This is a genomic window from Stenotrophomonas maltophilia, from assembly GCF_039555535.1.
In the GTDB taxonomy this organism is placed as follows: domain Bacteria; phylum Pseudomonadota; class Gammaproteobacteria; order Xanthomonadales; family Xanthomonadaceae; genus Stenotrophomonas; species Stenotrophomonas maltophilia_Q.
In genome coordinates, this window is the sequence record NZ_CP154630.1 from 4,202,560 (window position 1) to 4,215,831 (window position 13,272).

12 protein-coding genes are annotated in these 13,272 nt (G+C 66.3%); 8 read left to right on the plus strand and 4 right to left on the minus strand.

All coding sequences use genetic code 11. The features are described from left to right. Positions 1 to 51 precede the first annotated feature (51 nt). Positions 52 to 480 (plus strand): VOC family protein, encoded by a 429-nt coding sequence (locus tag AASM09_RS19320; protein ID WP_049429243.1) that lies wholly within the window; start codon positions 52 to 54, stop codon positions 478 to 480. Positions 481 to 547: 67 nt separating this feature from the next. On the opposite strand, the gene AASM09_RS19325 is transcribed toward AASM09_RS19320, so the two are convergent. Both AASM09_RS19325 and glmS read right to left on the minus strand, forming a co-directional pair. Further along, positions 548 to 979 carry a CBS domain-containing protein gene (locus tag AASM09_RS19325; RefSeq protein WP_005411115.1) on the minus strand — a complete coding sequence of 144 codons (432 nt, stop codon included), beginning with the start codon at positions 977 to 979 and terminating at the stop codon, positions 548 to 550. 444 nt (positions 980 to 1,423) lie between these two features. Beyond that, positions 1,424 to 3,262, minus strand: a complete 1,839-nt coding sequence (glmS, locus tag AASM09_RS19330; protein ID WP_049429242.1) for a glutamine--fructose-6-phosphate transaminase (isomerizing) — start codon at positions 3,260 to 3,262, stop codon at positions 1,424 to 1,426. Between the two features lie 203 nt (positions 3,263 to 3,465). Between glmS and AASM09_RS19335 the strand changes: the two genes are divergently transcribed. The 7 genes from AASM09_RS19335 to AASM09_RS19365 all read left to right on the plus strand — a co-directional run bounded on the left by AASM09_RS19335 (position 3,466) and on the right by AASM09_RS19365 (position 11,264). After that, complete coding sequence (locus AASM09_RS19335) at positions 3,466 to 4,743, plus strand: efflux RND transporter periplasmic adaptor subunit (protein WP_049429241.1); 1,278 nt, start codon at positions 3,466 to 3,468, stop codon at positions 4,741 to 4,743. A gap of 35 nt (positions 4,744 to 4,778) precedes the next feature. After that, positions 4,779 to 5,504, plus strand: coding sequence for an ABC transporter ATP-binding protein (locus AASM09_RS19340; protein ID WP_049429240.1), 726 nt, complete (start codon positions 4,779 to 4,781; stop codon positions 5,502 to 5,504). Positions 5,505 to 5,514: 10 nt separating this feature from the next. Next, positions 5,515 to 6,813: an ABC transporter permease gene (locus tag AASM09_RS19345; protein ID WP_005414537.1), complete on the plus strand. Its 1,299-nt coding sequence runs from the start codon at positions 5,515 to 5,517 to the stop codon at positions 6,811 to 6,813. Positions 6,814 to 6,833: 20 nt separating this feature from the next. Beyond that, entirely contained in the window at positions 6,834 to 8,051 is a 1,218-nt protein-coding gene (locus AASM09_RS19350; protein ID WP_049429239.1) for an ABC transporter permease, read from the plus strand. Between the two features lies 1 nt (position 8,052). Further along, positions 8,053 to 8,445: a PDZ domain-containing protein gene (locus AASM09_RS19355; RefSeq protein ID WP_049429238.1), complete on the plus strand. Its 393-nt coding sequence runs from the start codon at positions 8,053 to 8,055 to the stop codon at positions 8,443 to 8,445. 123 nt (positions 8,446 to 8,568) lie between these two features. Further along, a complete protein-coding gene (locus tag AASM09_RS19360; RefSeq protein WP_049429264.1) occupies positions 8,569 to 9,915 on the plus strand; it encodes a sigma-54-dependent transcriptional regulator in 1,347 nt (448 codons plus the stop codon). Further along, complete coding sequence (locus AASM09_RS19365; protein ID WP_049429237.1) at positions 9,912 to 11,264, plus strand: sensor histidine kinase; 1,353 nt, start codon at positions 9,912 to 9,914, stop codon at positions 11,262 to 11,264. The genes AASM09_RS19360 and AASM09_RS19365 overlap by 4 nt, the downstream gene beginning before the upstream one ends. Before the next feature lie 90 nt (positions 11,265 to 11,354). Here AASM09_RS19365 and AASM09_RS19370 read toward each other — a convergent pair whose 3' ends face one another. Continuing rightward, positions 11,355 to 11,888, minus strand: a complete 534-nt coding sequence (locus AASM09_RS19370; RefSeq protein WP_049429236.1) for a GNAT family N-acetyltransferase — start codon at positions 11,886 to 11,888, stop codon at positions 11,355 to 11,357. Further along, entirely contained in the window at positions 11,857 to 13,224 is a 1,368-nt protein-coding gene (gene glmU / locus AASM09_RS19375) for a bifunctional UDP-N-acetylglucosamine diphosphorylase/glucosamine-1-phosphate N-acetyltransferase GlmU (RefSeq protein WP_343368558.1), read from the minus strand. The genes AASM09_RS19370 and glmU overlap by 32 nt, the downstream gene beginning before the upstream one ends. Between the last annotated feature and the right edge of the window lie 48 nt (positions 13,225 to 13,272).

Consider the following 13,272-nt stretch of genomic DNA (forward strand, 5'->3'; position numbering starts at 1 on the left):
CCAGGCCATGCCCGGCGCTACCGACTCCGTCCCCTTTTTTGCGAGGTTCGTATGGAAACGATGGAACTTCACCGTGGCCGCCTGATCGACCACATCCAGCTGGTAGTGCGCGACCTGGCGGCCAGCCGCCGCTTCTACCAGGCGGTGTTCGACACCATCGGCATCCCGGTGGCCGGTGAAGGCGAGGACTACTTCTGGGCCGACGAGCTGTTCGTTTCCAGCGCCAGCAGCGAGGCCGCCGCTGGCCAGCTGACCGGACGCCACCACCTGGCATTCCAGGCCCGCGACACCGCCACTGTCGATGCCTTCCACAGCGCCGCCATTGCCGCCGGCGGTACCGACAACGGCGCGCCCGGCGAACGCCCCTACCACCCGGGCTATTACGGTGCGTTCGTGCTCGATCCCGATGGCAACAACATTGAAGTGGTCTACCACGGCCCGGCCAACTACAGCGCCGACTCGGTGAAGGTCACTTTCTGATTTCACCGATGCCGTAAACGAAGAAGCCGGGCAATGCCCGGCTTCTCTGCTTCCGACGGTGTGGCCCTCAGTGGGCGGCCATGTAGATGTCCTGCAGCACGGCCTTTTCAAGCTCCAGCTCGCCCAGCAGGTTCTTCACGATGTCGCCCAGGCTGAGGATGCCAACCAGGCGGGTGCCTTCGGTGACCATCAGATGACGGCGCCGCGAGTACGTCATCAACGACATGGCCTGCTTCAGGGTGGCCTCCGGGGCGATGCCTTCCAGGCCGGTGGACGGCAGGCTGGAAATCACCCGGCGGCCGGCCTGCGGGCCGTCGTCGGCCAGGGTGCGCACGATGTCCTTTTCGGAAATGATGCCGACCGGGGCATCGTCCTTCATCACCACCAGCGCAGCGATCCTGTTCGCGCTCATCTTGTGGGCGGCGGCACCGATGGTGTCTTCGGCGTCGATGGTGATGACAGCTTCTTTCTTGGATTGCAGGAGTTCGCGGACGTTCATTCTTGTTTCCTGGTGCAGGTCACTGAAGTCAAAAAAGTGTGCTCTTCCGATACGCCCCCTCCCCGGGAACAGACCTTACAGCGCACGTCTGGCGCACCCGGCTGCCGGTGGAATGCATCGACAGGCGACGTGCTGCAACGCGAACGAGGCGGGTTCAACAGCACAGCCCGTATCTCGGTCAAATCGATTCTACGACTGCGTCCCTCGGTCACTATCGGCATCGATGGGACAGTTCGTCGTGGGAACCAACCGACGATCCAGAGAATGGCACCGTGGCTGAAACCGCCGCTGAATACTGGCGATGCCGCGCGTTAAAGATTGATTGATGGCTGCCGACGGCGGACAGAACACCCTGAGGCTGTCCCACTTCGCACGGACGCCGGCACAAACGAAAGGGGCCACTGGGGCCCCTTTCGCTTGCAGCATCCAACCGAGCCGACGGGTTTACTCCACTGTCACGCTCTTGGCCAGGTTGCGCGGCTTGTCCACGTCGGTGCCACGTGCCAGCGCGGTGTGGTACGCCAGCAACTGCACCGGAATGGTATGCACGATCGGGCTGAGCACGCCGGCATGGCGCGGCGTACGAATCACGTGCACGCCTTCGGACGCGTTGAAGTTGCTGTCCTGGTCGGCGAACACGAACAGTTCACCGCCACGCGCACGCACTTCCTGCATGTTCGACTTCACCTTTTCCAGCAGGCTGTCGTTCGGCGCGATCACCACCACCGGCATGTCCTCGTCCACCAGCGCCAGCGGACCATGCTTCAGCTCGCCCGCCGGGTAGGCCTCGGCGTGGATGTAGGAGATTTCCTTGAGCTTGAGCGCGCCTTCCAGCGCGATCGGGTAGTGCAGGCCGCGGCCCAGGAACAGCGCGCTGCTCTTGCGCGCGAAGCGCTCGGCCCACGCAGCAATCTGCGGCTCCATGTTCAACGCGTGCTGCACGCTGCCCGGCAGGAAGCGCAGCTGCTCCAGGTAGTCCGCTTCCTGTGCCGCGTCGATGCGGCCATGCAGCTTGCCCAGCACCACGGTCAGCTGGAACAGTGCCGCCAGCTGGGTGGTGAAGGCCTTGGTCGATGCCACGCCGATCTCGGCACCGGCACGGGTGTAACAGACCAGTTCGCTGGCACGCGGGATCGCGCTTTCCGGCACGTTGCAGATCGACAGCGTGTGCTTGTGGCCCAGCGACTTGGCGTACTTCAGCGCTTCCATCGTATCCAGCGTTTCGCCGGACTGGGAAATGGTCACGATCAGGTGCTTCGGATTCGCGTAGGCGGCGCGGTAGCGGTACTCGCTGGCGATCTCCACGCTGCACGGCAGGCCGGCGATGGCCTCGACCCAGTAGCGTGCAGTCAGGCCGGCGTAGTAGCTGGTACCGCAGGCGATGATCTGCACGCCCTCGATGCCCGACAACACGGCTTCGGCGTTCTTGCCGAACAGCTCGGCCGGGAAACCACCGGCATCGATCGCCGCCTCGATGGTGTCGCCCAGGGCGCGCGGCTGCTCGTGGATTTCCTTCTGCATGAAGTGGCGGTACGGGCCCAGCTCCAGCGATGCCAGCGATACGTCGGACAGATGCACGTCGCGCTCGACCGGCTGGTCGTGCTCGTCGAAGATGCGCACGCCATCGCGGCGGATTTCGGCGGTATCGCCTTCCTCCAGGAAAATCACCTTGCGGGTGGCCGAGATCACCGCCGAGACATCCGAAGCGACGAAGTTCTCGCCCTCGCCCAGGCCGATCAGCAGCGGGCAGCCCATGCGCGCACAGACGAAGCGCTCCGGCTCGGCGCGGCTGACCACGGCCAGCGCGTAGGCACCGGTCAGTTCCTTCACCGTGTGCTGCAGCGCCACCAGCAGGTCGTCGCCGCTCTTCAGGTGATGGTGGATCAGGTGCGCGATGACTTCGGTATCGGTCTGCGACTCGAACGTGTAGCCCAGGGCGCGCAGCTTCTCGCGTTGCTCTTCATGGTTCTCGATGATGCCGTTGTGCACCAGCGCCACGCCCTGGCTGATGTGCGGATGCGCATTGGCCTCGGTGACACCGCCGTGGGTGGCCCAGCGGGTGTGACCGATGCCCAGCACCGCGTTGAAGCCCTCGGCCTCGGCCGCGGTGGCCATTTCCGACACGCGACCGGTACGACGCACGCGACGCACCTCCGACCGCTCGGCATGGTCGATCACCGCGATACCCGAGGAATCGTAACCACGGTACTCAAGGCGCTTCAGACCCTCGATCAGCACCGGCACTACGTCGCGATCAGCGATCGCACCCACGATTCCACACATGTCACGCGTTTCCTTGAAGACGATCGTCGCATTCTAGCCTGCGTGTCCGGCTTCCCCCTCCTGTCCGCTTAATGAAAGTGTCCGGAAAGGTGTCCGCGGACACCCGGACACTTCAGACACCCACCCAACTCATTGATGGAGAAGGAAATAAAGTTGGCACGCTACGTGCTTGGTACTGGCTACCACCGTCAGGCACGCACCCGATGATCCGCGACACTTCCGCCCAGGACCAGATCGTTTCCTCCGCCCCGGCCAGCGCCCCGCGCGCCAACTGGCACCGTTACCGTTGGCCGGCGCTGGGCACGATCGCCCTGCTCGCCGGCATCGGCTGGGCCGTGCACGCCTGGTCCAACGCCAGCCGCTCCTTCGACAGCAGCCGCGTGCGCATCGCCGAAGTGAAACGTGGCGACCTGGTGCGCGACATCGCCGCCGACGGCCGCGTGATCGCCGCCAACAGCCCGATCCTGTATGCCATCTCGGCCGGCACCGTGGACCTGAAGGTGGTCGCCGGCGATGTGGTGAAGAAGGGGCAGGAGCTGGCGATCATCGACAGCCCCGAACTGCGCAGCAAGCTGGCCCAGGAACAGGCCACCCTGGCCGGCCTGGAAGCCGAGGCCAGCCGTGCCGCGCTGGACGCCACCCTGGCCCGCGCCAAGTCGCGCAAGGAAACCGACCAGGCCACCATCGAACGGCAGGCCGCCGACCGCGACCTGCAGCGCTACCAGCGCGGCTACGACGGCGGTGCGGTGCCGCAGATCGACCTGGCCAAGGCCAAGGACTCGCTGAAGAAGGCCGACATCACCCTGGCCAACGCCACCACCGATGCACGCCTGCAGAGCCAGGGCGCCGACCTGGATGCCCGCAACAAGCGTCTGCTGGCCGATCGCCAGAAGGCGGTGGTGGCCGAAGTGCAGCGCCAGGTCGACGCGCTGACGCTGCGTGCCCCCTTCGATGGCCAGGTCGGCCAGGTGCAGGCGGTGCAGTCCACCAACCTGGCCGCCAACGCACCGGTGCTGGGCGTGGTCGACCTGTCCAAGTTCGAAGTCGAGATCAAGGTGCCGGAGAGTTTCGCCCGCGACCTGGCGATCGGCATGCCGGCGCAGCTGACCGGTGGCAACGGCCAGCCGTTCCCGGGCGAAATCAGCGCAGTGTCGCCGGAAGTGGTCAACGGTGAGGTAAACGCCCGCGTGCGCTTTGCCAGCGCGCAGCCGGAAGGCCTGCGCCAGAGCCAGCGGATGTCGGTGCGCGTGCTGCTCGATACCCGCAGGAACGTGCTGAAGGTCGAGCGCGGCCCGTTCGTCGAACAGGGCAATGGCATGGCCTACGTGATGGATGGCCGCACCGCCGTGCGCCGTCCGGTGGAACTGGGCGTCAGCAGCCTGGGCGAAGTGGAAATCAAGTCGGGTGTGCAACCGGGCGACCGCATCGTGGTCTCCGGCAGCGACCTGTTCAAGGACGCCGAGCGCGTCTCCGTCAACTGATACCTGATACCTGAATCCTGGAGAGAGGACACCCCATGTACATGCTCGAAATGCGCTCGGTCGCCAAGGTCTTCCGCACCGAACAGGTGGAAACCCACGCACTGCGCTCGCTGGAACTGCAGGTCAAGGAAGGCGAATTCGTTGCCGTCACCGGCCCGTCCGGTTCCGGCAAGACCACCTTCCTCAACATCGCCGGCCTGCTGGAAACCTTCACCAGTGGCACCTACATGCTGGACGGCCAGGACGTGAGCACGCTGGGTGATGATGCGCGCAGCCGCCTGCGCAACCAGAAGATCGGCTTCATCTTCCAGGGCTTCAACCTGATCCCGGACCTCAACCTGTTCGACAACGTCGACGTGCCGCTGCGCTATCGCAAGATGAGCGCCAACGAGCGCCGCGAACGCATCGAGAAGGCGCTGACCCAGGTCGGCCTCGGCTCGCGCATGAAGCACTACCCGAACGAGCTGTCCGGCGGCCAGCAGCAGCGCGCGGCGATCGCACGTGCCCTGGCCGGCAGCCCGCGCCTGCTGCTGGCCGACGAACCGACCGGCAACCTGGATACGCAGATGGCCCGTGGCGTGATGGAACTGCTGGAAGAGATCAATGCCGCCGGCACCACCATCGTGATGGTCACCCACGACCCGGAACTGGCCGCACGCGCGCAGCGCAACGTGCACATCGTCGATGGCCAGGTGACCGACCTGGTGCGTGAGCCGGTGCTGGCCACGCCGGTGCGCCACATCGTCGCCGTCAACGAGTGAGGGCCCGACCATGTTCGCCTACTACGCCCGATTGGCGGCGCGCAGCTTCCGCCGCAACAAGGTCCTGACCGCGCTGATGGTGGTTGCCATCGCGCTCGGCATCGGCGCCTCGATGACCACGTTGACCGTGTTCCACGTGTTGTCCGGCGACCCGATCCCCGGCAAGAGCGACCGCCTGTTCTACGTGCAGCTCGATGCCGCGACCGGCGCCTATGTCGCCGGCGAAGAGCCGGAAACCCAACTCACCCGCTTCGACGGTGAAGCGCTGCTGCGCGAAGCCAAGGGTGAACGCCAGGCGCTGATGAGCGGCGGTGGCGGCACCATCGAACCGGACAACAGCACCCTCAAACCCTTCAGCATCGACACCCGCTGGACCTCGGCCGACTTCTTCCCGATGTTCGAGGTGCCCATGCAGTACGGCCGGCCCTGGACGCGCGAGGACGATGAAGGCCGCGCACGCGTGGTGGTCATCTCCAAGGCGCTCAACGACAAGCTGTACCAGGGTGCCAACAGCGTGGGCCGCGACCTGCGCATGGAAGGACAGAGTTACCGCATCGTCGGCGTGATGAAGGAATGGAGCCCGGAGCCGCACTTCTACGACCTGACCACCGGCAGCTACGGCAAGAACGAAGACCTGCTGCTGCCGATCTCCACCTCGTTCGACCTGAAGCTCGGCAACAACGGCAACATGAACTGCTTCGGCGAAAACCCCGACGGCAACAGCTACTCGCTCAATGCACCGTGCGCATGGCTGCAGTACTGGGTGGAGATGGATCCGGCCAAGGCCGGCGACTACCGCCGCTACCTGGAGAACTATTCGACCCAGCAGCGCGAGGCCGGCCGCTTCAAGCATCCGCCGAACGTGCGCCTGCGCACCGTGATGGAATGGCTGGACTTCAATGGTGCAGTCCCCAGCGACGTGCGCCTGCAGCTGTGGCTGGCGCTGGGCTTCCTCGGTGTCTGCCTGGTCAACACGGTAGGCCTGCTGCTGGCCAAGTTCCTGCGCCGCAGCGGTGAGATCGGCGTGCGCCGTGCACTCGGTGCCAGCCGCGGCCAGATCTTCCTGCAGTGCCTGGTGGAAGCCGGCGCGGTCGGCGTGGTCGGTGGCGTGCTGGGCATCGGTCTGGCCCTGCTCGGTCTGTTCGCGGTGCGCCAGCAACCGGTGGAGTACGCCAAGCTGGCCCACCTTGACGGCAACATGCTGCTGCTCGCACTGGGCCTGACCCTGTTCGCCAGCCTCGCCGCCGGTTTCCTGCCCGCCTGGCGCGCCATGCAGGTCACCCCGGCCATCCAGCTCAAGTCGCAGTAAGCACCCGAACGAGGACTCCCATGGACATCCGCCCCATCCTCAGCACGCTGCGCCGGCACAAGACCGCCGCTGCCCTGATCGTGCTGGAAGTCGCACTGACCTGCGCCATCGTCTGCAACGCGCTGTTCCTGGTCAGCCAGCGCGTGGAAAAGATCAGCATGCCCAGCGGCATCGCCGAGAGCGAACTGGTAATGCTGCGCGTCAGTGGCATCGGCAAGCAGACCGACGCCATGGCCCGCACCCGCGAGGACCTGGCATCGCTGCGTGCGATTCCCGGCGTCAGCAACGTCACGATCATCAACCAGATCCCCTTCCGCAACGGTTCCTCCAGCAGCAGCATCTCGCGCGTGATCGACCAGGAACGGCCGACCACCAACGCCTCGATGTACACCCTGTCCGAGAACGGGCTGGCGACGATGGGCATCAATCTGATCGCCGGCCGCGATTTCCTGCCCGACGAGTACCAGAACTTCGAAGACGTCAGCAAGGGCGGCGCCAAGGAAAAGGCCATCCCGGTCATCCTCACCCAGGCCACCGCCGCCAAGATGGAGCCCAATGGCAGTGCGCTGGGCAAGACCTATTACATGGGCAAGCAGTCGCTGCACGTGGTCGGCATCGTCGACACGCTCAGCACGCCCAATGGCTGGAATGACAACTGGACCAACTCGATGCTGCTGCCGATCCGCCGCACCTTCGACGACGGTGGCACCTACATCCTGCGCACCTCGCCCGAACGCCGCCAGGACGTGCTCGACGCCGGTGCCGCCGCGCTGGAACGCAACGACCCGAACCGGCTGATGCGCGACAAGCTGACCTATGAAGACCAGCGCAAGGACTTCTTCAAGAACGACCGCGCGATGGTCGGCCTGCTGATCACCGTCAGCATCTCGCTGCTGGTGGTCACCGCGCTGGGCATCATCGGCCTGGCCAGCTTCTGGGTGCAGCAGCGCAGCAAGCAGATCGGCATCCGCCGTGCGCTGGGCGCCACTCGCGGGCAGATCCTGCGCTACTTCCAGACCGAGAACTTCCTGCTGGCCACGCTGGGCATCGTGCTGGGCATGCTGGCGGCGTACGCGATCAACCTGGCGTTGATGAACCTGTACGAGCTGCCGCGCATGCCGCTGTACTACCTGCCGCTGGGTGCGCTGCTGCTGTGGGTGCTGGGCCAGATCGCGGTGTTCGGTCCGGCCCGGCGTGCGGCGGCGGTACCGCCTGCGGTCGCCACGCGGGGCGCGTGAGATGCGTGCCTGCGCGATGTGCCTGATCCTGCTTCTGCCACTGCCGGCGCTGGCCGGTGGTGGCAGCGCACAGACGCTGGAATGGCGCCAGGATGGAGCGCGGCTGTCGCTGCGCTCGACCGAAGGGCAAGTGCATGTGGAGGCCGCCAGCCCGGAAGCACGCTTCGGCGTGCGCAGCGGTGATCGCATCCTCCGCGTGGACGACACGGCGGTGCGCCGGGTCGAACACCTTGCCGTGGCCCTGCGCCATTCCAACGCAGCCACCGCCTACCTGTTGCTGCGCCGCGACAGACGCGAACTGACGGTGGCGGTCGACGCGGCGGCCTGGCGCCAGGCGCTGGACGCGCCACCGCCACCAGCGCCGCCAGCGCCCCCGGCCCGGCCCCAGCGCTGAGCGAGGGTCGCTCCTGCACAGCCACGGGTTTGGCTATGCTTGATGGGTGGCGCCGGGCTCTCCCGGTGCGTGGACACGAACGGCTCCATCGGCGCCGCCCATCCCTTTCTGCAGAACCGCTTGATGCCCGCGATCCTGATCATCGACGACAACGCCAGCGTGGGCACCGCGCTGGACGTGCTGTTCTCCCTGCACGACATCGACACCCTGCAGGCGCAGACGCCCGCAGACGGGTTGGCTCTGCTCGAATCACAGCCGGTCGACCTGGTCATCCAGGACATGAATTTCAGCGAGGACACCACTTCCGGTGAGGAGGGCGAGGCCCTGTTCGCACAGATCCGTGCGCGCCACCCTGACCTGCCGGTGATCCTGCTGACCGCCTGGACCCACCTGAGCAGTGCGGTGGACCTGGTCAAGGCCGGTGCCGCCGACTACCTGGCCAAGCCCTGGGACGACCGCAAGCTGATGACCACGGTCAACAACCTGCTGGAACTGTCCGAGGCACGCCGCGAGCTGGACCGCCGGCGCACGCGTGAACTGCGCCAGCGCAATGCGCTGGAAGCGAAGTACGACCTGTGCGGTGCAGTGGTCGCCGATCCGGCCAGCGAGCGTGTGGTCACCCTGGCCTGTCAGGTTGCACGCTCGGAACTGCCGGTGCTGATCACCGGCCCCAACGGCGCCGGCAAGGAAAAGATCGCGCAGATCATCCAGGCCAATTCACTGGTGGCCAAGGGTCCGTTCGTGGCGGTCAACTGCGGCGCGCTGCCCTCGGAACTGATCGAAGCCGAGCTGTTCGGTGCCGAAGCCGGTGCATATACCGGCGCCAACAAGGCACGCGAAGGCAAATTCGAAGCCGCCGATGGTGGCACCCTCTTCCTGGATGAGATCGGAAACCTGTCGCTGGGCGGGCAGATGAAACTGCTGCGTGTGCTGGAAACCGGCCGCTTCGAGCGCCTGGGCTCCAACCGCGAACGCCAGGTCAAGGTCCGCGTGGTCAGCGCGACCAATGCCGACCTGCCGGCGATGATCCGCGACGGCACCTTCCGCGAAGACCTCTATTACCGCCTCAATACGGTGGAACTGGTGCTGCCGCCGCTGGCCGAACGACCGGGCGACATCGTGCCGCTGGCCGAGCGCTTCCTGGCCGCCGGCAAACCGCTGTCCAGCGCGGCCACCGCAGCGCTGCAGCGGCATCCGTGGCCGGGCAACGTGCGCGAACTGCGCAACGTGATCCAGCGTGCCGAACTGCTGGCCACCGGCAACCGTATCGAAGTGGGCGATCTCAACCTGCCGCGCGCAGCCGTCGCACCGCGACCCGCACCCAGCGCAGGCAATGATCCCGACCGCGCACGCATCGAGGATGTACTGGCGCGCAACCATGGCGTCATCGCCCAGGCCGCCGCCGAGCTTGGCCTGAGCCGCCAGGCGCTGTACCGGCGCATGGACCGCCACGGTATTCCACGCGAATGAAACGACGCTCGTTCACTTTCCGCCTGTTCCTGCGCCTGCTGCCGGTGTTGGCACTGGCGGCGGCACTGCCGTGGCTGCTGGCCTACTGGATGGACCATGGTTGGGTGGTGACCACGGTATCGGCGCTGATCCTGCTGTCGCTGATGTGGTGGACCCTGCGCCGCGCGACGGCGCCGGTACGCTCGCTGATGCGTGCGCTGGCGGGTACCACCAGCAGTTATCGCGACGGCGAATACAACTTCGGCGTGCACTGGCCTGGGAACGACGAGCTGGGCGATCTGGTGCAGGCCCACCGCGAGCTGGGCGACGTACTGCGCGCGCAGCGACAGGGACTGGTGCAACGCGAGCTGCTGCTGGACACCATGGTGCAGAACACACCGGTGGCGATGCTGCTGATCGCCTCCGGCGGTGATGGCGTGGCCCGCGTGGTGTTCTCAAACCTGGCGGCGCGCAAGCTGCTGCACGGCGGCTGGAAGCTGGAAGGCCAGCGCCTGGAAGACGTTCTGGAACAGGTGCCGGTGGAACTGCGCGATGCCATCGCCCGTGGCGGTGACAGCCTGTTCGCGGTACATGCCGATGGCGAAGACGGCGACGAGGACGATGAGCAGGTCTACCACCTCTCGCGCCGCGCGTTCCAGCTCAACGGCCGCCCGCACGACCTGTTGCTGGTGCGGCTGCTGACGGCTGAACTGCGCCGCCAGGAAGTGCAGACCTGGAAGAAGGTGATCCGGGTGATCAGCCACGAGCTCAACAACTCCCTTGCGCCGATCGCTTCGCTCGCCCATTCCGGCGGCGTGCTGGTGCAGCGCGAGCGCTTCGACCGGCTGCCCGAGATCTTCACCACCATCGAGGACCGCGCGCGCCATCTGGAAGGCTTCATCCGCGGCTATGCACGCTTTGCCAAGCTGCCGCAGCCGCAGCTGCAGACCGTGCACTGGGCACCGTTCCTGTCCAGCCTGCGCCAGCAGATTCCGTTCGGCATGGATCGCGAGCCGGACGAGGCGCTGAGCAGCCGCATCGACATCGCGCAGTTCGGGCAGGCGTTGTTGAACCTGCTCAAGAACGCACATGAAGCGTGCGCCGAAGCCGATCCACCCAACGATGACGTGCAGGTGCAGCTGACGCGGCTGCCGCAGTGGCTGCGCCTGGACGTGCTGGATCGTGGCAAAGGCATGAACGAACAGGTGCTGCAGAACGCACTGATGCCGTTCTATTCGACCAAGCGCAACGGCACCGGGCTGGGGCTGGCGCTGACGCGCGAGATCGTGGAGGCACACGGCGGGCGCGTGTCACTGCAGAATCGCGGCGATGGTGGATTGTGCGTGTCGATCCTGCTGCCGGTGGGTTGAGCGGGTCGATCGGGGCTGCCGGTAGTCGCCCCCTGGTCGGCCAGTCAGTAGATCCACGCCATGCGTGGATATGTCGACCAAGGTCGGCAGCTACCAGGCGCGCCGCATCGCGACCCGCAGATGCATCGGAAACCCGAGCGCGGCCTCTTCGGCCATCACCGACTGCAGTCCGGCTCCCCACTCCGCCTCCGGCACGGCGGCGAACCCTTCGCTGGCATAGAAGCCCGCATTCCACGGCACGTCGGACAACGTGGACAGCACCGCCGAGCGATAGCCTTCCACCCGGGCCTGCACCAATGCGTGGCGCAACAACGCGCGCCCAAGACCTTGCCGCGCATGCGCAGGATCCACATCCATCTGCAACACGTGGAACTCACCCGCCAGTTCGCCGGCAAGCAGATAGCCGGCGATGCCACCGTCAGCCGCGTCCACCACCCACAGCTGCCGGCGCTCGAGGCCCTCCTGTAATGTCGCCAGGTCCAGGCCATGCCCGGCGAACACCGGATAGGCCTCATGGCCCTTCAACAGCTCGCCGGCGCGCTGCTCGATGCTGGGCAGCACACCGAGTTCTTCGGCGCGAGGAAGGCGGGGCTCAGGACTTCTTGAGCGGGCGCTTCCAGCCATCGATGGTTTCCTGTCGTGCACGCGCCAGTGTCAGCTTGCCATCCGGCGCGTTGCGGGTGATGACCGAACCGGCGGCAATGGTCGCCCCGTCGCCAATGGTCACCGGCGCTACCAGCGAACTGTTGGAGCCGATGAACGCGTTGTCGCCGATGGTGGTGGTCGACTTGTTCACGCCATCGTAGTTGCAGGTGATGGTGCCGGCGCCGATGTTCACCTTGCTGCCGATCACCGCATCGCCCAGGTAGGTGAGGTGATTGGCCTTGCTGCCCACACCCAGCGTGACCTTCTTGGTCTCGACGAAGTTGCCGACGTGCACGCCATCGGCCAGCACGGTGCCCGGGCGCAGCCGCGCGAACGGGCCGATCTGCGCAGCGCCTTCGGTGACCACGCCTTCCAGATCGCAATGCGCGCGCACCTCGGTGCCCGGCCCGAGGTTGACGTCCTTCAGGCGGTTGAACGGGCCGACGGTGACGCCGTCACCGAGCACGATGTTGCCTTCCAGCACCACGTCGACATCGATCAGCACGTCGCTGCCGACGGTGACGGTGCCGCGGATGTCCAGCCGTGCCGGGTCGCGCACGCGCGCGCCCTGCGCGCACAGCGCACGCACCGCGCGACGCTGCCAGGCACGCTCCAGCTGCGACAGCTGCCAGGGGTCGTTTGCACCTTCGGCCTCCTGCGCATCGGCCACCAGCGCCATTTCGGCCGGTGTGTACTCGTGCGCGGCAAAAGCAAAGAGATCGGTGAGGTAGTACTCGCCCTGTGCGTTGCTGTTCGACAGCTGCGACAGCCAGCGGCGCAGCGCGGTCGATTCCGCGGCGATGATGCCGGTGTTGATCGTACGCACGCGCAGCTGGTCATCGGTGGCGTCCTTCTGCTCGATGATCGCGCCGACCTTACCCTCGGCATCGCGCAGCACGCGGCCATAGCCGGTCGGGTCATCCACCTCGGCCACAAGTACCGCCAGCCGGCCCGGCTGCGCCAGAAGGTCGCGCAGGGTCTGCGCACGGATCAGCGGCACATCGCCGTACAGGACCAGCACCTGCGCCAGGTCGGGAACCTGGGGCATCGCCTGCGCCACCGCGTGGCCGGTGCCGAGCTGTTGCGCCTGCTCGGCCCATTGCAGGTCGGGCTGTCCGGCGAAGTACTGACGCACCGCCTCACCGCCATGGCCATGGACCACGTGTATCGCCGTCGGCTGGAGCTCACGGGCCGCATCGATCACGTGCGCCAGCATCGGCTTGCCCGCGATCGGCTGCAGCACCTTCGGCAGCACCGACTTCATGCGCTTGCCAGCGCCGGCGGCGAGGATGATGACGTGCAGGGGTTGGGTCATGGGAACGGCAGTCCGTGGTTCGTTGCCGATGATTCTAGAGCGTGCGCC